This is a genomic window from Halobacillus seohaensis, from assembly GCF_042663045.1.
Lineage (GTDB): Bacteria > Bacillota > Bacilli > Bacillales > Halobacillaceae > Halobacillus_A > Halobacillus_A seohaensis.
Genome location: NZ_JBHSZV010000019.1, coordinates 25,459 through 42,382 on the forward strand (window position 1 = coordinate 25,459; position 16,924 = coordinate 42,382).

Genomic DNA, 16,924 nt, shown 5'->3' on the forward strand with positions numbered 1-16,924 from the left:
AAGCTTAGGGTAGAACCTGGATACTAAAAGGGAGGTAGGCCCCTTGCTAGATGTTAATAAATTTGAGTATATGAAAATTGGTCTGGCTTCACCAGACAAGATACGCTCTTGGTCGTATGGTGAGGTAAAAAAACCTGAAACAATCAACTATCGTACGTTGAAGCCAGAAAAAGACGGCTTGTTCTGTGAGAGAATTTTTGGTCCTCAAAAGGACTGGGAATGTCACTGTGGAAAGTATAAACGCGTACGTTACAAAGGAATTGTTTGTGATCGTTGCGGAGTAGAAGTAACAAAAGCGAAGGTTCGTCGTGAGCGTATGGGGCACTTAGAGTTAGCTGCCCCTGTTTCTCACATTTGGTACTTTAAAGGTATTCCAAGTCGTATGGGACTTGTCCTTGACATGTCTCCTCGTGCTCTGGAAGAAGTAATTTATTTTGCGGCATATATTGTAACTGAACCAGGTGAAACAGCTCTTGATAAGAAACAACTTTTATCTGAAAAAGAATACCGTTCCTATCGTGAAAAGTTCGGTCAAGGATTCCAAGCTGCGATGGGTGCTGAAGCTATTCGTAAACTTCTTTTCGACATTGATCTTGATGGAGAAGTAGAAACGCTGAAAGAAGAACTGAAAACTGCTCAAGGACAACGTCGTACTCGTGCGATTAAGCGTCTGGAAGTTCTTGAATCTTTCCGGAATTCAGGTAACAATCCATCATGGATGATACTGGATGTTCTTCCGGTAGTTCCGCCGGAATTACGTCCAATGGTTCAATTAGATGGAGGACGTTTTGCGACATCTGACTTGAACGACTTATATCGCCGTGTAATCAACCGTAATAACCGTTTGAAACGTCTTCTTGATCTTGGGGCACCAACGATTATCGTTCAAAACGAAAAACGTATGCTTCAAGAAGCTGTAGATGCATTGATTGATAATGGTCGCCGCGGTCGTCCGGTTACAGGTCCAGGAAATCGTCCCCTCAAATCCCTTTCTCATATGTTAAAAGGGAAGCAAGGTCGTTTCCGTCAAAACCTTCTTGGTAAACGTGTCGACTATTCTGGTCGTTCCGTTATCGTAGTAGGTCCTAGCTTGAAAATGTATCAGTGTGGACTTCCAAAAGAAATGGCACTTGAGCTATTCAAACCATTTGTTATGAAAGAGCTTGTTTCTCGCGGATTAGCCCATAATATTAAATCGGCCAAACGTAAGATTGAGCGTGTACATCCAGAGGTTTGGGATGTTCTTGAAGATGTTATTAAAGAACACCCTGTACTGCTTAACCGTGCACCAACACTGCACCGTTTGGGGATACAGGCTTTTGAGCCAACCTTAGTAGAGGGTCGCGCCATTCGACTGCACCCGCTCGTATGTACAGCTTATAATGCTGACTTTGATGGTGACCAAATGGCTGTTCACGTTCCGTTATCTTCTGAAGCACAGGCTGAGGCCCGCATACTAATGCTAGCAGCTCAAAACATTTTAAACCCTAAGGATGGCAAACCTGTTGTTACACCTTCACAGGATATGGTGTTAGGTAACTATTACCTCACCTTAGAGCGTGCTGGTTCAGTAGGTGAAGGCACGGTTGTGAAGGACTTAAATGAGGCAATCATGGCCTACCAAAATGGATATGTACACTTGCATACTCGTGTAGCTGTTCAGGCAGGTTCGCTAAACAATGAAACCTTTACAGAAGCTCAACACAACCAATTGCTTCTTACGACTATTGGTAAGTTGATCTTTAATGAGATGCTTCCCAACTCGTTCCCTTATATGAACGAGCCGACACAGGAGAACCTTGAAATTAAAACTCCAGAACATTACTTTATTGCAAAGGGAACGGATATCAAGAAAGAAATCGCAAGTCGCGAAGAAGTTCTTCCGTTCAAAAAAGGAATTCTAGGAGATATCATTGCGGAAGTGTTTAAACGATTCTCTATTAGTGAAACATCTAAAATGTTGGATAGTATGAAGGATCTTGGGTTTGCTTATTCTACAAAAGCAGGTATAACAGTTGGTGTATCTGATGTTGTGGTACTTCCTGAAAAGCAAGAAATCTTAGAAGAAGCACAAGGTAAAGTAGATAAAGTACTCAAGCAATTCCGTCGTGGTCTAATCACTGAAGGGGAACGTTATGACCGAGTTATTGAGATTTGGTCTGCGTGTAAGGATGACATTCAGAATCGTTTGATGAGTTCCTTAAATCCACGCAACCCAATTTTCATGATGAGTGATTCGGGTGCCCGTGGTAACGCATCAAACTTCACACAGCTTGCAGGTATGCGTGGTTTAATGGCCAACCCGGCTGGACGAATTATTGAACTACCAATCAAATCAAGTTTCCGTGAAGGTTTAACGGTTCTAGAATACTTCATCTCAACTCACGGTGCTCGTAAAGGTCTTGCTGATACAGCACTGAAAACAGCTGATTCAGGTTATCTGACACGTCGACTTGTAGATGTGGCGCAGGATGTTATCGTTCGTGATGAGGATTGTGGAACTGATCGTGGTTTGACAGTTAGCTCGCTAAAAGAGGGAACTGAACTTATCGAACCATTGATTGATCGATTAATCGGTCGTACAGCTTTCCAAACAGCTATACATCCTGAAACAGGTGCTGTTCTTGCTACTCGAAACGAAGTTATTTTCGAAGATGCAGCAAAACAGATTGTTGATGCAGGTATTGAAGAAGTAGTCATCCGTTCTGCCTTTACTTGTAACACGAAGCATGGTGTATGTAAGAAGTGTTATGGTCGTAACTTGGCTACAGGTGACGAAGTTGAAGTAGGAGAAGCTGTAGGTATCATCGCAGCCCAATCCATTGGTGAACCAGGTACACAGTTAACAATGCGTACCTTCCACACAGGTGGTGTTGCAGGTGACGATATCACACAAGGTCTCCCACGTATTCAAGAGATTGTTGAAGCGCGTAACCCTAAAGGTCAAGCTGTAATAACAGAGATCAAGGGTAATGTTGTAGAAATCAATGAGGTTAAAGAAAAACAAGAAATTATGGTTCAAGGTAATGTGGAAACTCGCACTTACACCGCACCGTATGGTTCTAGGTTGAAAGTTTCTATCGGAGACGAATTGCAAGCCGGCGAACCGTTAACAGAAGGTTCAATTGACCCTAAGGAATTGTTAACCGTTCAAGGCTTAGAAGGCGTCGAAGTTTATCTATTGAAAGAAGTGCAAAAAGTATACCGTATGCAAGGTGTTGAGATTTCCGATAAACACATCGAAGTTATGGTTCGTCAAATGCTTCGTAAGGTTCGGGTGCTCGACTCAGGGGATACAGATGTTCTTCCGGGATCACTGCTTGAGATCCATCAATTTAAAGATGCCAACCAAAAAGTTCTCGTGGAAGGCGGCCAACCGGCTGTCGGCCGACCGGTTATTCTCGGTATTACCAAAGCATCGCTTGAAACGGATAGTTTCCTATCTGCAGCATCTTTCCAGGAAACAACACGTGTCCTAACTGATGCAGCAATTAAAGGTAAGCGCGATGAATTACTAGGTCTTAAAGAGAATGTTATTATCGGTAAACTTGTTCCAGCAGGTACTGGTATGACAAGGTACCGTAAGATTAAAGCAGAATCAGAGAAAAAAGAAGAAAAAGCTGAAGCTGTAGAAGAAGTTACTCAGCCATAATCTAAAGCTAGAGGTAAACAGGATAAAATAAGGGAGCATCTTATGTTGAACTATTTTAAAAATACAGTTGACATGGATTTTACCAAGTGATAACATGATCTAGGTGCTTCCGTTTATCCTTGTTACTTTGGAGGATATGAAGATGTCTTATGAAAAAGTAGCACAGGCTAAATCAGAAATAGTCATTGGAATCAAACAAACACTAAGATCTATGAAAAATGGTGAAGTGGTTGAAGTCATAACGGCTGATGATGCAGATCAGTTGATGACTATGAAAGTAGCTAAACTAGCTGCACAATTAAACATTCCTCATACGAGGGTTAATTCCATGAAGGAATTAGGAAATGCGTGTGGCATTGATGTTGGAGCTGCAACAGTGGCAATAAAGCAATAAAGTTTTGGCGTGTAATCGCGAAAGCTTTGTTTTTTGGCTTTTTATGAACCACCTGGATGTGTGGTATTAATAAATTTTGAAGGGAGGATAATTATTATGCCAACTATAAACCAATTAGTACGTAAGGGACGCGTAAGCAAAAGCAAACAGTCTGACTCTCCAGCTTTGAATAAAGGCTTTAACAGCTATAAAAAGCGTATGACAGATCAGTCTTCTCCACAAAAACGTGGTGTTTGTACACGTGTAGGTACGATGACTCCTAAGAAACCGAACTCCGCATTACGTAAGTATGCTCGTGTTCGTCTTACGAATCAAATCGAAGTGAACGCCTACATTCCTGGAATTGGCCACAACCTACAAGAGCACAGTGTTGTTCTTATTCGTGGCGGACGTGTTAAAGATTTACCTGGTGTGCGTTATCACATCGTACGCGGTGCATTAGACACTGCAAGCGTTGACGGTCGTATGCAAGGTCGTTCTAAATACGGTACAAAGAGACCAAAAAAATAAACAATGCGTATGAAACGCATGTTAAATAAAAACCAAAGAAAGGAGGGGAACATATGCCACGTAAAGGACCAGTAGCTAAACGTGATGTGTTACCAGATCCAATGTACAATTCTAAGCTTGTTACTCGTATGATCAACCAAATTATGGTTGACGGCCGACGCGGTAAAGCTCAGAAAATACTTTATAAATCTTTTGAACTTGTTCAAGAGCGTAGTGGAAATGAAGCTATGGAAGCTTTTGATCAAGCTATGAAAAATGTAATGCCAGTACTAGAAGTTCGTGCTCGCCGTGTAGGTGGTTCAAACTATCAAGTACCAGTCGAGGTACGTCCAGAACGTCGTCAAGCACTAGGTCTTCGTTTCATTGTAAATTATGCGCGTCTACGCGGAGAACAAACAATGGAAGAACGCCTTGCTAACGAAATTCTAGATGCTTCAAACAATACAGGTGCTGCTGTTAAGCGCCGCGAAGACATGCACAAAATGGCGGAAGCAAACAAAGCATTCGCTCACTACCGTTGGTAATCACCAACGAAATAAACTTTCACTCAGGAAGGAGAAAAAATCATGCCTAGAGAGTTCTCCTTGGAAAAGACTCGTAATATCGGCGTAATGGCTCACATTGACGCTGGTAAAACGACTGCAACCGAGCGTATTCTTTTCTACACAGGACGTATCCACAAAATAGGTGAAACTCACGAAGGAGCTTCACAAATGGACTGGATGGAGCAGGAACAAGAGCGCGGAATCACGATAACTTCCGCTGCAACAACTGCTCAGTGGAAAGGTCACCGTATTAATATTATTGACACCCCTGGGCACGTTGACTTCACTGTAGAAGTTGAACGTTCTCTGCGTGTGCTTGATGGTTCTGTAGCTGTATTAGATGCTCAGTCTGGTGTTGAACCACAAACTGAAACTGTATGGCGTCAGGCAACAACTTATGGTGTTCCACGAGTCGTTTTCATCAACAAAATGGATAAAATCGGAGCCGACTTCATTTACTCGTTAGGGACGTTAAAAGACCGTCTTGGAGCAAATGCTGCTGCGGTACAACTTCCAATTGGTGCTGAAGATGATTTCGAAGGAATCATTGATCTTGTAACTATGGAAGCATACTATTACATGGATAACCTAGGAACTCGTGCGGAAGCTCGCGAAATTCCAGATGAATACAAGGAACAAGCTGAAGAGTATCGTACTCTTCTTGTAGAATCTGTTGCTGAACTTGATGAAGAATTGATGATGAAGTACCTTGAAGGTGAAGAAGTTACAAACGAAGAGTTGAAAGTTGCGATTCGTACAGCAACTCTTGGTGTAGACTTTTACCCAGTATTCTGTGGTTCTGCTTTCAAAAACAAAGGAGTTCAACTGTTAATTGATGGTGTCATTGATTATCTACCATCTCCTTTGGATGTACCACCAATTGAAGGACACGTTCCACAAACGGATGAACACGTGGTACGTAGACCAGATGATAAAGAGCCGTTCTCAGCATTGGCCTTTAAAGTTGCTACAGACCCTTATGTTGGAAAACTAACATTCTTCCGTGTTTACTCTGGTACATTAAGTTCTGGTTCTTACGTGAGGAACTCTACTAAAGATAAGCGTGAACGTGTAGGACGTATACTGCAAATGCACGCTAACTCTCGCCAAGAAATCTCTGCCGTTTACGCTGGGGATATTGCTGGTGCTGTTGGTCTTAAAGATACCGGAACTGGTGACACACTATGTGACGAGAAGAGTTTAGTTATTCTTGAGTCTATGGAATTCCCTGAACCAGTTATTTCTGTAGCGATTGAACCTAAATCTAAAGCAGATCAAGACAAAATGGGGATTGCACTTGGTAAGCTTGCTGAAGAAGACCCTACGTTCCGAACAGAAACAAACGTAGAGACTGGACAGACGATTATAGCTGGTATGGGTGAACTTCACCTTGACATCATCGTTGACCGTCTTCGTCGTGAGTTTAAAGTTGATGCGAACATTGGTGCTCCACAAGTTGCTTATCGTGAGACTTTCCGTGCTAGTGCACAAGTCGAAGGTAAATTCGTACGCCAGTCCGGTGGCCGTGGACAATTCGGTCACGTTTGGGTTAAATTTGAGCCGAACGATGAAGGTGCTGGATATGAATTTGTTAACAAAATCGTTGGCGGTGTAGTACCGCGTGAATACATTCCATCTGTTGAAGCGGGTATTAGAGATTCCTTAGAAAATGGTGTATTAGCTGGATACCCAATGGTCGACATTAAGGCTACTCTTTATGATGGCTCTTATCACGATGTTGACTCCAATGAAATGGCCTTCAAAGTAGCAGCATCAATGGCACTTAAAGAAGCTAAAAACAAATGTAAACCTGTACTTCTAGAACCAATGATGAAAGTTGAAGTTGTTATTCCGGAAGAGTATATGGGAGATATTATGGGTGATGTAACTTCCCGTCGTGGACGTGTTGAAGGAATGGAAACTCGTGGTACTGCTCAGGTTGTTAAAGCATTTGTACCGCTTTCTGAGATGTTTGGTTACTCGACTGCGCTTCGTTCAAACACTCAAGGACGTGGAACCTACACTATGCATTTTGATCACTATGAGGAAGTTCCGAAGAGCATTTCTGAGGAAATTATCAAGAAAAATGCTGGTGAATAATTGATTTTTTTGCTGAGTTGAAGTATAACTTGTATTGTAAGCAGGGAGTATAAAATACTCCCTGCTTCACATAAAAAATCCAATTTAAATAACTTTGTATTTAATTAAAGGAGGAAATATAGAATGGGTAAAGAAAAATTCGACCGTTCCAAGTCCCACGTTAACATTGGTACTATTGGACACGTTGACCATGGTAAAACAACATTAACTGCAGCTATTACAACTGTACTTCACAAAAGATCCGGTGAAGGCTCTGCAATGGCATACGATATGATCGATGGTGCTCCTGAAGAGCGCGAACGTGGTATCACAATCTCTACTGCCCACGTTGAGTATGAAACTGAAAACCGTCACTATGCACACGTTGACTGCCCAGGTCACGCTGACTATGTTAAAAACATGATCACTGGTGCTGCACAAATGGACGGTGCTATTCTAGTTGTATCTGCAGCTGACGGCCCGATGCCGCAAACTCGTGAGCACATCCTACTTTCTCGTCAAGTTGGTGTACCTGCGATTGTAGTATTCCTTAACAAAACAGATATGGTAGATGACGAAGAACTTCTTGAACTAGTTGAAATGGAAGTGCGCGATCTACTTTCCGAGTATGACTTCGATGGTGATGATGTACCAGTAATAAGTGGTTCCGCACTTAAAGCTCTTGAAGGAGATGAAGAGTATGAGCAACGCATCTTCGACCTTATGGATGCTGTTGACGAATTCATCCCGAACCCAGCGCGTGATGTTGACCAAGCATTCATGATGCCAGTAGAGGACGTATTCTCTATCACTGGCCGTGGTACTGTTGCAACTGGTCGTGTTGAGCGTGGTAAAATTAAAGTTGGAGATGACATTGAAATCATCGGTCTTGCTCCAGAAGCTCGCAAAACTACAATCACTGGTGTTGAAATGTTCCGTAAGCTTCTTGACTATGCAGAAGCTGGTGATAACATTGGTGCACTTCTTCGTGGTGTTAACCGTGAAGATATCAACCGTGGTCAAGTACTAGCTAAGCCTGGTACAATTACTCCACACACAAAGTTCCAAGCAGAAGTTTATGTACTATCAAAAGATGAAGGCGGACGTCACACTCCATTCTTCTCTAACTACCGTCCTCAGTTTTACTTCCGTACAACTGACGTAACTGGTGTTATCCAACTTCCAGAAGGCGTAGAGATGGTAATGCCTGGTGATAACGTAGAAATGACTGTAGAACTTATTTCTCCAATCGCAATTGAAGATGGAACTAAGTTCTCCATTCGTGAAGGTGGCCGTACTGTAGGCGCTGGCGTTGTTGCTAAAATCACTGAATAATATTAAGATGTTCTTCTTTAAACAAACAGAAACTCTTATGGGTTTCTGTTTGTTTTTGGTTTCAGTCATCTATTAAGTTATTAGTGAAAACTTAAATACTAGACTTTGCACTAACGCCATAATTATACCGGTGAACTATTAGTGAACTGATCACAAGATCCATTAAATAATATAAACCTATTGAAATCGTCAAAAAACCCTAGTATAATACATTGAAGTGTTCATATTAATTATTTTATGAATTAACACTTGCATTGCTAACAATTATTCTATATAATTAGTAATGTTGGTCATAAAAGGCGATGAAACGAAAGGTTGTTGACACACACGGCCCCTTTGCCATGGTCGGTGAGTTGAGGAATTTTCGTGGAGAATGTCTATTTCTAAAATGGGCGAAGAAGGAGGGAACATAATGGCAAAAGAAAAAATTCGTATTCGTTTAAAAGCGTATGATCATAGGGCTTTAGATCAGTCTGCTGAAAAAATTGTAGACACAGCGAAGAGGTCTGGTGCGAACGTATCTGGTCCGATTCCACTTCCAACTGAGAGGTCAATCTATACTGTACTTCGTGCAACTCACAAGTATAAAGATGCTCGTGAACAATTCGAAATGCGCACACACAAACGTCTAATCGACATTGTTAATCCGACGCCACAGACGGTCGATTCGCTAATGCGTCTAGATCTACCATCTGGTGTGGATATCGAAATCAAACTTTAAAATAAATAGATAATTATAATAGGAGGTGTAACGGATGACGAAAGGAATCTTAGGACGTAAAGTCGGGATGACTCAGATCTTTTCAGAGAGCGGAGAGTTAATTCCAGTAACAGTTGTACAAGCGGAACCTAACGTTGTTTTGCAGAAGAAAACAGAAGAAAACGATGGTTATGAAGCTGTTCAACTAGGTTTTGCTGATCAAAAGTCAAACCGCTTAAAGAAAGCCGATCAAGGTCATGCTGAGAAAGCAAGCACAACACCTAAGCGCTACATTCGTGAATTCCGTAACTCAAACCTTGATGACTATGATTTAGGTCAAGAGGTTAAGGTGGATATTTTCGAAACTGGTGACGTGATTGATGTAACAGGAACTTCTAAAGGGAAAGGTTTCCAAGGTGCGATCAAGCGCCACAACCAATCTCGTGGACCAATGACACACGGTTCCCGCTATCACCGCCGTCCTGGTGCGATGGGTCCAATTGATCCAATGCACGTATTCAAAGGAAAGAAACTTCCAGGACAAATGGGTGGCAAACAAATCACGCTACAAAACCTTGAAATTGTTAGTGTTGACGCTGAGCGCAACTTACTATTAATTAAAGGTAATGTACCTGGCCCGAGAAAATCTTACGTTAAAGTAACGAGTGCAATAAAGGCTAGCAAATAATTAACGGAAGGGAGGATATGTCATGCCTAAAGTAGCACTATTAAACCAAAGCGGCTCTAAAGTTGGAGATGTTGAACTGAATGACGCTGTTTTTGGTATTGAACCAAACACTCATGTATTACATGAAACTGCTGTGTCACAACGCGCATCCTTGCGTCAAGGCACGCACAAAGTTAAAAACCGTTCAGAAGTTAGCGGCGGCGGTCGTAAACCGTGGCGCCAAAAAGGAACCGGACGTGCTCGTCAAGGTACTATTCGTGCACCACAATGGGTAGGTGGCGGTACTGTATTTGGTCCTACACCACGTAGCTATAGCTACAAATTGCCTAGAAAGGTTCGACGTTTAGCACTTAGATCAGCTTACTCTTCTAAGTTACAAGAAGACAACATTGTTGTTCTTGAAGGTCTTTCTTTTGATGCACCGAAGACTAAGGAAGTAGTTAGCTTGCTTAAAGGACTAGATGTGAACGAAAAAGCTCTTATTGTTACTGCAGATAAGAACGATAACGTTGTTCTATCATCTAACAATATCCCTACAGTGAAGGCATTGACTGTAGATGAGGTAAGTGTGTTAGATTTACTAACGCATGACAAACTTATCCTAACGAAGGACGCAGCTGAAAAAGCAGGGGAGGTGCTCTCATAATGAAAGAACCACGCGATATTATTAAACGCCCTGTCATTACTGAACAATCATCTGACCTTATGGGAGAAAAGAAATATACGTTTGAAGTGAGCACGAAAGCAAATAAAACGGAAATTAAAGATGCAATTCAAGAAATTTTCGGAGTTAAAGTTGCTGGAGTAAACACGATGAACCTTAAAGGTAAATTTAAGCGTATGGGTCGTTTCGGTGGCTATCGTTCTGATCGTAAGAAAGCAGTTGTTACATTGACTGAAGACAGTGAAGAACTAGAAATTTTTGAAGCATAAATTACAAATCTAATCAGTGAAGGAGGGAAAAAAGATGGCGATTAAAAAGTTTCGACCAATTACTAACGGTCGTCGACACATGACAGTATCTGATTTCGCGGAAATCACAACTGATAAACCTGAACGCTCCCTATTGACTCCACTACACAAGCGCGGTGGACGTAACAACCAGGGTAGACTGACAGTTCGTCATCAAGGCGGAGGCCACAAGCGTCATTACCGTATTATCGACTTCAAGCGCGACAAAGACGGAATACCTGGACGCGTTGCCACGGTTGAGTATGATCCAAACCGCTCCGCTAACATTGCACTAATTAACTACGTTGATGGTGAAAAACGTTACATTTTAGCACCTAAGGGTCTAAAAGTAGGTAATGAAATCATCTCTGGTCAAGGATCAGATATCAAACCTGGGAATTCTCTTCAATTGAAAGATATTCCTATCGGTACAGTTATACACAACGTAGAACTTAAACCAGGCCGCGGAGGACAACTTGTACGTTCAGCAGGTACTTCTGCACAAATCCTTGGTCGTGAAGAGAAATACACCCTCGTACGTCTTACTTCTGGTGAAGTTCGTCTAGTGCTAAGTACTTGCCGTGCAACAGTTGGTCAAGTTGGAAACTTAGAACACGAATTAATCAGTGTAGGTAAAGCTGGACGTTCTCGCTGGCAAGGCAAGCGCCCAACTGTACGTGGTTCTGTTATGAACCCTAGCGATCACCCACACGGTGGTGGTGAAGGACGTGCACCAATCGGCCGACCTTCTCCAATGTCTCCATGGGGTAAACCAACTCTTGGTTACAAGACGCGTAAACGCAACAAACCGTCTGATAAATATATCGTTCGTAAAAGAGGTAAAAAATAACGGGATTGCACGACAGGCAATGAAACCCGTCAACCAATCACGAAGGGAGGTTTATTCATGGGCCGCAGCCTAAAAAAGGGACCTTTTATTGATGACCATTTGATGAAAAAAGTAGAAAAGTTGAACGAAGATAACAAGCACCAGGTGATTAAAACATGGTCTCGTCGTTCTACCATCTTCCCAAACTTTGTGGGACACACAATCGCAGTTTATGATGGACGTAAACACGTACCTGTATACGTAACTGAAGATATGGTGGGTCATAAACTTGGTGAATTCGCGCCAACCCGTACGTTCAAGGGACACTCTGGCGACGACAAGAAAACAAAACGATAATGTAGAGAGGAGGCACTCTAATGCAAGCTAAAGCAGTTGCTAAAACCGTTCGTATTGCTCCTCGTAAAGCTCGTTTAGTTATCGATTTAATTCGAGGAAAAAACGTAGGTGACGCGATCGCAACATTGCGCTTAACTCAGCGCGGCGCTTCTCCAGTGATTGAGAAGGTGCTAAATTCTGCGATTGCTAATGCTGAACACAATTATGAAATGGATACAGATAATTTATATATTTCCGAAGCGTTTGTAAATGAAGGCGTAACTCTTAAACGTTTCCGTCCACGTGCTATGGGACGCGCAAGTCAAATCAATAAACGCACGAGCCACATCACAGTGGTTGTATCAGAAAAGAAGGAGGGATAATCAGTGGGTCAAAAAGTTAATCCGGTAGGTCTTCGTATTGGCGTTATCCGTGACTGGGAGTCAAAGTGGTACGCTGGCAAGGACTATGCTGACTTGTTGCATGAAGATATTAAAATTCGTGAATATACAGAACAACGTCTTAAAGACGCTGCCGTATCTACGGTTGAAATAGAACGCGCAGCAAACCGTGTAAACATTTCCATTCACACTGGTAAACCAGGAATGGTTATTGGTAAGGGCGGATCAGAAGTTGAAGCACTTCGTAAATCGTTGAATGCTCTTACTGGTAAACGTGTTCACATCAACATCGTTGAAGTGAAAAAACCTGATTTGAACGCTACTCTTGTAGCAGATAGTATCGCACGTCAACTGGAAAACCGTGTGTCTTTCCGTCGTGCACAGAAACAAACAATTCAACGCGCTATGCGTGGTGGAGCTAAAGGTATTCGTACACAAGTATCTGGACGCCTTGGCGGTGCCGATATCGCTCGTGCTGAATATTACAGTGAAGGAACAGTACCACTTCACACACTTCGTGCAGACATCGATTATGGAACTGCAGAAGCAGACACAACTTACGGTAAACTTGGTGTTAAAGTGTGGATCTATCGTGGAGAAGTCCTTCCAACCAAAACTAATAAATAAGGAAGGGGGAACAGCATTATGTTAATGCCTAAACGTGTTAAATATCGTCGTCAACACCGCGCAAGCCTAAAAGGCCGTGCGAAAGGTGGAACATCCGTATCTTTCGGTGAATATGGTTTACAAGCAATTGATCCAGCATGGATCACAGCCCGTCAAATCGAGGCAGCGCGTATCGCGATGACTCGTTACATGAAGCGTGGCGGTAAAGTATGGATTAAAATCTTCCCAGATAAGCCTTATACTGCTAAACCCCTAGAAGTTCGAATGGGTTCTGGTAAAGGTGCTCCAGAAGGTTTCGTGGCTGTAGTAAAACCAGGAAAGATTTTGTTTGAAATAGCAGGTGTATCTGAAGAAGTTGCTCGTGAAGCGTTACGTCTTGCTTCTCACAAGCTACCGATCAGAACTAAATTTGTAAAACGCGAAGAAATTGGTGGTGAAATCAATGAAGGCTAATGAAATCCGTGAATTAACCACTGCCGAAATTGAACAAAAAGTTAAGTCTCTTAAAGAAGAACTTTTTAACCTACGTTTCCAGCTGGCAACAGGTCAACTTGAGAACACTGCGCGTATTCGCGAAGTTCGTAAGTCTATTGCTCGTATGAAATCTGTTGCTCGCGAACGTGAGCTAGGCGTAAATAACTAATAGTTGAGAGGAGGTCACCCTCACATGAGTGAACGTAATAATCGTAAAGTTTACACTGGCCGTGTAGTATCTGACAAAATGGATAAAACCATTACTGTTCTAGTTGAAACTTACAAATTCCACAAACTTTATGGCAAGCGCGTAAAGTATTCGAAGAAACTTAAGACTCACGATGAAAACAACCAAGCTAAAAATGGCGACGTTGTACGTATCATGGAAACTCGTCCGTTGTCAGCAACGAAACGTTTCCGTCTTCTAGAAGTCGTAGAAGAGTCTGTTATTATCTAATATAGTTCGCTCGGAGAAATTCCGAAGGGAGGTTACAGTATATGATTCAACAGGAGACTCGATTGAGAGTAGCCGACAACTCTGGTGCACGTGAAATCCAAACGATTAAAGTATTGGGTGGATCTGGTCGTAAGACTGCTAATATCGGTGATATAATCACCGCTACAGTGAAACAGGCAACACCAGGAGGCGTTGTTAAAAAAGGCGAGGTAGTAAAAGCCGTAATTGTACGTTCTAAAAGTGGTATGCGTCGTAAAGATGGTTCATATATTCGCTTTGACGAAAACGCAGCCGTAATTGTACGTGAAGACAAAGGTCCACGCGGTACACGTATCTTTGGACCGGTAGCTCGTGAACTACGTGATGCAAAATTCATGAAGATCGTATCATTAGCTCCAGAAGTAATATAAAAACCTGAAATGCCTTGTTAAGGAGGTGCGCGAAGCATGCACGTAAAAAAAGGTGACAAAGTAATGGTTATTTCTGGCAAGGACAAAGGTAAGCAAGGAACGATCCTTGAATCTTACCCTAAGAAAGAACGTGTCCTTGTAGAAGGAATTAACGAAATTAAGAAACACGCAAAGCCTTCACAAGATAACCCACAAGGTGGGATTCTTACTCAAGAAGCGCCAATTCATGTCTCAAACGTAATGCCAATTGATCCTAAATCTGGCGAGCCAACTCGTGTTGGTCATAAAGTTGAAGACGGAAAGAATGTTCGTATCGCGAAAAAATCTGGTGAAGCATTAGATAACTAATCCAGTGATGAAAGGAGGGCCACTTGATGAACGAAATGAAGAAAAAATATCAAGAAGAAATTGTGCCATCTATGATGAGCAAGTTTGAATACGATTCTGTTATGCAAACACCTAAAGTCGAAAAAATCGTAATTAACATGGGTGTTGGTGACGCTGTTCAAAATGCGAAAGCATTAGATTCAGCTGTTGAAGAACTATCATTGATCTCTGGTCAAAAACCCTTGATCACGAAAGCTAAAAAGTCAATTGCAGGTTTCCGCTTGCGTGAAGGTATGCCAATCGGTGCGAAGGTAACACTTCGCGGAGATCGTATGTACGAATTCTTCCAAAAACTAGTTGGAGTATCACTACCACGTGTTCGTGACTTCCGCGGGATCTCAAAGAAAGCTTTTGACGGTCGTGGAAACTATACACTAGGTGTAAAAGAACAATTGATTTTCCCAGAAATTAATTATGACAAAGTAGATAAAGTGCGTGGCATGGATATCGTTATCGTTACTTCAGCGGAAACTGACGAAGAATCACGTGAACTATTAGCTCAATTCGGTATGCCGTTTCAGAAATAATGAGCTAACCATAAGGAGGGAAGATTGTGGCTAAAAAATCTATGGTCGCGAAGCAACAGCGCAAACAAAAGTACGAAGTACGCGAATATACTCGTTGTGAACGTTGCGGACGTCCTCATTCCGTACTACGCAAATTTAAGCTTTGCCGTATTTGTTTCCGTGAACTTGCACACAAAGGACAAATCCCTGGTGTCAAAAAAGCCAGCTGGTAAACCCGATATAGGGAAGGAGGTATATAAGTTATGACTATGACAGATCCGATTGCAGATATGCTTACGCGTATTCGAAACGCGAATATGGTTCGTCACGAGAAGCTTGAACTTCCAGCTTCTAAAGTGAAAAAAGAAATTGCTGATATCCTAAAACGTGAAGGTTTTGTACGTGATTATGAATTTGTAGAAGATAGCAAACAAGGAGTTCTTCGCATTTTCCTTAAATACGGTCAAAACGAAGAGCGTGTAATCACTGGAGTTAAGCGTATCAGTAAACCAGGACTACGTGTTTATGCTAAAGCTGAAGAACTTCCAAAAGTTCTTAACGGACTAGGTGTAGCCGTTGTTTCTACTTCAAAAGGTGTACTAACAGATAAAGAAGCTCGTGAACAAGCCATTGGTGGCGAAGTTCTGGCTTACGTTTGGTAATCGAAACAGATAAGACAGGAGGTGCAAATGAATGTCTCGCGTAGGATTGAAATCATTAGAAATTCCTGAAGGTATTGAAATCATTCAGGACAATAAAACAATCACAGTTAAAGGTCCAAAAGGTGAATTGACTCGTACGTTCCATGAGGATATTACGGTGAAGCTTGAAGATAACGTTCTTACAGTGTCTCGTCCAAGCGAACACAAAGAACATCGTGCTCTTCACGGTACTACTCGAAGCCTGATCGCTAATATGGTTGAGGGTGTATCCAAAGGATTTGAGAAAAACCTTGAACTTAACGGGGTAGGATACCGTGCGCAAAAGCAGGGAGAAACAGTTGTTGTTAATGCTGGTTACTCTCACCCAATAGAAGTTGAAAACCGTGAGGGAATCGAAATTGAAGTTCCTGCAAACACGAAAATAACTATTAAGGGAATCGACAAAGAGCTAGTCGGTGCTGTTGCAGCAAAGATCCGTGCTATCCGTCCTCCTGAGCCTTATAAAGGTAAAGGAATTCGTTACGAAAACGAACATGTTCGCAGAAAAGAAGGTAAAACAGCTAAATAAGGTTCTAAGGTAAGGAATAGAAAGGAGTGACCCAGATGATCACAAAGGCTGATAAGAATGTTGTCCGTAAAAAACGTCATGCGCGTGTACGCTCAAACGTTGTAGGGACAGCTGTACGTCCGCGTTTAAACGTTTATCGCTCAAACAAACACATCTATGCACAATTAATTAATGACGACAACCAAGAAACTGTTGCAAGTGCCTCTACAGTAGATAAAGATTTAAGTCTTGATAATACTGGTAACGTAGAAGCAGCACAAAAAGTCGGTGAATTAGTTGCTAAGCGTGGGAAAGACAATGGCTATAAAGTGATTGTGTTTGACCGTGGTGGTTACTTGTATCATGGACGTGTGAAAGCACTAGCAGATGCGGCTCGCGAAGCCGGCCTAGAATTTTAATCGTTAAAGGAGGGA

At 42.1% G+C, this 16,924-nt stretch carries 24 protein-coding genes; all 24 read left to right on the forward strand.

Annotation, left to right across the window (positions count from 1 at the left end; genetic code table 11):
* Positions 1-43: 43 nt before the first annotated feature.
* Positions 44-3,652, forward strand: a complete 3,609-nt coding sequence (gene rpoC / locus ACFQIC_RS08135; protein ID WP_204710795.1) for a DNA-directed RNA polymerase subunit beta' — start codon at positions 44-46, stop codon at positions 3,650-3,652.
* Positions 3,653-3,794: 142 nt separating this feature from the next.
* Complete coding sequence (locus tag ACFQIC_RS08140; protein ID WP_204710796.1) at positions 3,795-4,046, forward strand: ribosomal L7Ae/L30e/S12e/Gadd45 family protein; 252 nt, start codon at positions 3,795-3,797, stop codon at positions 4,044-4,046.
* A gap of 96 nt (positions 4,047-4,142) precedes the next feature.
* Positions 4,143-4,556 carry a 30S ribosomal protein S12 gene (gene rpsL / locus ACFQIC_RS08145; protein ID WP_204710797.1) on the forward strand — a complete coding sequence of 138 codons (414 nt, stop codon included), beginning with the start codon at positions 4,143-4,145 and terminating at the stop codon, positions 4,554-4,556.
* 53 nt (positions 4,557-4,609) lie between these two features.
* On the forward strand, positions 4,610-5,080 hold the full coding sequence (gene rpsG / locus ACFQIC_RS08150) for a 30S ribosomal protein S7 (protein ID WP_204710803.1): 471 nt from the start codon (positions 4,610-4,612) through the stop codon (positions 5,078-5,080).
* A 42-nt stretch (positions 5,081-5,122) separates the two neighbouring features.
* Complete coding sequence (fusA, locus tag ACFQIC_RS08155) at positions 5,123-7,201, forward strand: elongation factor G (protein ID WP_204710805.1); 2,079 nt, start codon at positions 5,123-5,125, stop codon at positions 7,199-7,201.
* A gap of 123 nt (positions 7,202-7,324) precedes the next feature.
* Positions 7,325-8,515 carry an elongation factor Tu gene (gene tuf / locus ACFQIC_RS08160; RefSeq protein ID WP_204710807.1) on the forward strand — a complete coding sequence of 397 codons (1,191 nt, stop codon included), beginning with the start codon at positions 7,325-7,327 and terminating at the stop codon, positions 8,513-8,515.
* 412 nt (positions 8,516-8,927) lie between these two features.
* Positions 8,928-9,236, forward strand: coding sequence for a 30S ribosomal protein S10 (gene rpsJ / locus ACFQIC_RS08165; RefSeq protein WP_204710809.1), 309 nt, complete (start codon positions 8,928-8,930; stop codon positions 9,234-9,236).
* Between the two features lie 34 nt (positions 9,237-9,270).
* Positions 9,271-9,903 (forward strand): 50S ribosomal protein L3, encoded by a 633-nt coding sequence (rplC, locus tag ACFQIC_RS08170; protein WP_204710811.1) that lies wholly within the window; start codon positions 9,271-9,273, stop codon positions 9,901-9,903.
* A gap of 22 nt (positions 9,904-9,925) precedes the next feature.
* Positions 9,926-10,549 carry a 50S ribosomal protein L4 gene (gene rplD, locus ACFQIC_RS08175; protein ID WP_204710813.1) on the forward strand — a complete coding sequence of 208 codons (624 nt, stop codon included), beginning with the start codon at positions 9,926-9,928 and terminating at the stop codon, positions 10,547-10,549.
* On the forward strand, positions 10,549-10,836 hold the full coding sequence (rplW, locus tag ACFQIC_RS08180; RefSeq protein WP_204710815.1) for a 50S ribosomal protein L23: 288 nt from the start codon (positions 10,549-10,551) through the stop codon (positions 10,834-10,836). Before rplD ends, rplW begins: the two co-directional genes overlap by 1 nt.
* 34 nt (positions 10,837-10,870) lie before the next feature.
* The gene (gene rplB / locus ACFQIC_RS08185) at positions 10,871-11,704 is read left to right on the forward strand and encodes a 50S ribosomal protein L2 (protein WP_204710817.1); all 834 of its coding nucleotides are present in this window, start codon (positions 10,871-10,873) and stop codon (positions 11,702-11,704) included.
* 57 nt (positions 11,705-11,761) lie between these two features.
* On the forward strand, positions 11,762-12,040 hold the full coding sequence (gene rpsS, locus ACFQIC_RS08190) for a 30S ribosomal protein S19 (RefSeq protein ID WP_204710819.1): 279 nt from the start codon (positions 11,762-11,764) through the stop codon (positions 12,038-12,040).
* 20 nt (positions 12,041-12,060) lie between these two features.
* Positions 12,061-12,402, forward strand: coding sequence for a 50S ribosomal protein L22 (rplV, locus tag ACFQIC_RS08195; RefSeq protein WP_204710827.1), 342 nt, complete (start codon positions 12,061-12,063; stop codon positions 12,400-12,402).
* Positions 12,403-12,405: 3 nt separating this feature from the next.
* A complete protein-coding gene (gene rpsC / locus ACFQIC_RS08200; protein WP_204710829.1) occupies positions 12,406-13,047 on the forward strand; it encodes a 30S ribosomal protein S3 in 642 nt (213 codons plus the stop codon).
* A gap of 18 nt (positions 13,048-13,065) precedes the next feature.
* Positions 13,066-13,500, forward strand: coding sequence for a 50S ribosomal protein L16 (gene rplP / locus ACFQIC_RS08205; RefSeq protein WP_101847022.1), 435 nt, complete (start codon positions 13,066-13,068; stop codon positions 13,498-13,500).
* Entirely contained in the window at positions 13,490-13,690 is a 201-nt protein-coding gene (gene rpmC / locus ACFQIC_RS08210; RefSeq protein ID WP_101847020.1) for a 50S ribosomal protein L29, read from the forward strand. Before rplP ends, rpmC begins: the two co-directional genes overlap by 11 nt.
* A 24-nt stretch (positions 13,691-13,714) precedes the next feature.
* Positions 13,715-13,978, forward strand: a complete 264-nt coding sequence (gene rpsQ / locus ACFQIC_RS08215) for a 30S ribosomal protein S17 (RefSeq protein WP_204710830.1) — start codon at positions 13,715-13,717, stop codon at positions 13,976-13,978.
* 41 nt (positions 13,979-14,019) lie between these two features.
* The gene (gene rplN, locus ACFQIC_RS08220; RefSeq protein WP_204710832.1) at positions 14,020-14,388 is read left to right on the forward strand and encodes a 50S ribosomal protein L14; all 369 of its coding nucleotides are present in this window, start codon (positions 14,020-14,022) and stop codon (positions 14,386-14,388) included.
* Positions 14,389-14,424: 36 nt separating this feature from the next.
* On the forward strand, positions 14,425-14,736 hold the full coding sequence (gene rplX / locus ACFQIC_RS08225; protein ID WP_204710834.1) for a 50S ribosomal protein L24: 312 nt from the start codon (positions 14,425-14,427) through the stop codon (positions 14,734-14,736).
* A 26-nt stretch (positions 14,737-14,762) separates the two neighbouring features.
* Complete coding sequence (gene rplE, locus ACFQIC_RS08230; RefSeq protein ID WP_204710836.1) at positions 14,763-15,302, forward strand: 50S ribosomal protein L5; 540 nt, start codon at positions 14,763-14,765, stop codon at positions 15,300-15,302.
* Positions 15,303-15,328: 26 nt separating this feature from the next.
* Positions 15,329-15,514, forward strand: coding sequence for a type Z 30S ribosomal protein S14 (locus ACFQIC_RS08235; protein WP_204710838.1), 186 nt, complete (start codon positions 15,329-15,331; stop codon positions 15,512-15,514).
* Between the two features lie 30 nt (positions 15,515-15,544).
* On the forward strand, positions 15,545-15,943 hold the full coding sequence (gene rpsH, locus ACFQIC_RS08240) for a 30S ribosomal protein S8 (protein WP_204710840.1): 399 nt from the start codon (positions 15,545-15,547) through the stop codon (positions 15,941-15,943).
* A 31-nt stretch (positions 15,944-15,974) separates the two neighbouring features.
* Entirely contained in the window at positions 15,975-16,511 is a 537-nt protein-coding gene (rplF, locus tag ACFQIC_RS08245) for a 50S ribosomal protein L6 (protein ID WP_204710842.1), read from the forward strand.
* Positions 16,512-16,546: 35 nt separating this feature from the next.
* Positions 16,547-16,909, forward strand: a complete 363-nt coding sequence (gene rplR, locus ACFQIC_RS08250) for a 50S ribosomal protein L18 (protein WP_204710844.1) — start codon at positions 16,547-16,549, stop codon at positions 16,907-16,909.
* Positions 16,910-16,924 lie beyond the last annotated feature (15 nt).

Bases quoted from the DNA above. Each gene is read 5' to 3' on its own strand.
- ACFQIC_RS08140 (WP_204710796.1), top strand. From the start codon at position 3,795: ATGTCTTATGAAAAAGTAGCACAGGCTAAATCAGAAATAGTCATTGGA.
- rpsL (WP_204710797.1), top strand. From the start codon at position 4,143: ATGCCAACTATAAACCAATTAGTACGTAAGGGACGCGTAAGCAAAAGC.
- rpsG (WP_204710803.1), top strand. From the start codon at position 4,610: ATGCCACGTAAAGGACCAGTAGCTAAACGTGATGTGTTACCAGATCCA.
- fusA (WP_204710805.1), top strand. From the start codon at position 5,123: ATGCCTAGAGAGTTCTCCTTGGAAAAGACTCGTAATATCGGCGTAATG.
- tuf (WP_204710807.1), top strand. From the start codon at position 7,325: ATGGGTAAAGAAAAATTCGACCGTTCCAAGTCCCACGTTAACATTGGT.
- rpsJ (WP_204710809.1), top strand. From the start codon at position 8,928: ATGGCAAAAGAAAAAATTCGTATTCGTTTAAAAGCGTATGATCATAGG.
- rplC (WP_204710811.1), top strand. From the start codon at position 9,271: ATGACGAAAGGAATCTTAGGACGTAAAGTCGGGATGACTCAGATCTTT.
- rplD (WP_204710813.1), top strand. From the start codon at position 9,926: ATGCCTAAAGTAGCACTATTAAACCAAAGCGGCTCTAAAGTTGGAGAT.
- rplW (WP_204710815.1), top strand. From the start codon at position 10,549: ATGAAAGAACCACGCGATATTATTAAACGCCCTGTCATTACTGAACAA.
- rplB (WP_204710817.1), top strand. From the start codon at position 10,871: ATGGCGATTAAAAAGTTTCGACCAATTACTAACGGTCGTCGACACATG.
- rpsS (WP_204710819.1), top strand. From the start codon at position 11,762: ATGGGCCGCAGCCTAAAAAAGGGACCTTTTATTGATGACCATTTGATG.
- rplV (WP_204710827.1), top strand. From the start codon at position 12,061: ATGCAAGCTAAAGCAGTTGCTAAAACCGTTCGTATTGCTCCTCGTAAA.
- rplP (WP_101847022.1), top strand. From the start codon at position 13,066: ATGTTAATGCCTAAACGTGTTAAATATCGTCGTCAACACCGCGCAAGC.
- rpmC (WP_101847020.1), top strand. From the start codon at position 13,490: ATGAAGGCTAATGAAATCCGTGAATTAACCACTGCCGAAATTGAACAA.
- rpsQ (WP_204710830.1), top strand. From the start codon at position 13,715: ATGAGTGAACGTAATAATCGTAAAGTTTACACTGGCCGTGTAGTATCT.
- rplN (WP_204710832.1), top strand. From the start codon at position 14,020: ATGATTCAACAGGAGACTCGATTGAGAGTAGCCGACAACTCTGGTGCA.
- rplX (WP_204710834.1), top strand. From the start codon at position 14,425: ATGCACGTAAAAAAAGGTGACAAAGTAATGGTTATTTCTGGCAAGGAC.
- rplE (WP_204710836.1), top strand. From the start codon at position 14,763: ATGAACGAAATGAAGAAAAAATATCAAGAAGAAATTGTGCCATCTATG.
- rpsH (WP_204710840.1), top strand. From the start codon at position 15,545: ATGACTATGACAGATCCGATTGCAGATATGCTTACGCGTATTCGAAAC.
- rplF (WP_204710842.1), top strand. From the start codon at position 15,975: ATGTCTCGCGTAGGATTGAAATCATTAGAAATTCCTGAAGGTATTGAA.
- rplR (WP_204710844.1), top strand. From the start codon at position 16,547: ATGATCACAAAGGCTGATAAGAATGTTGTCCGTAAAAAACGTCATGCG.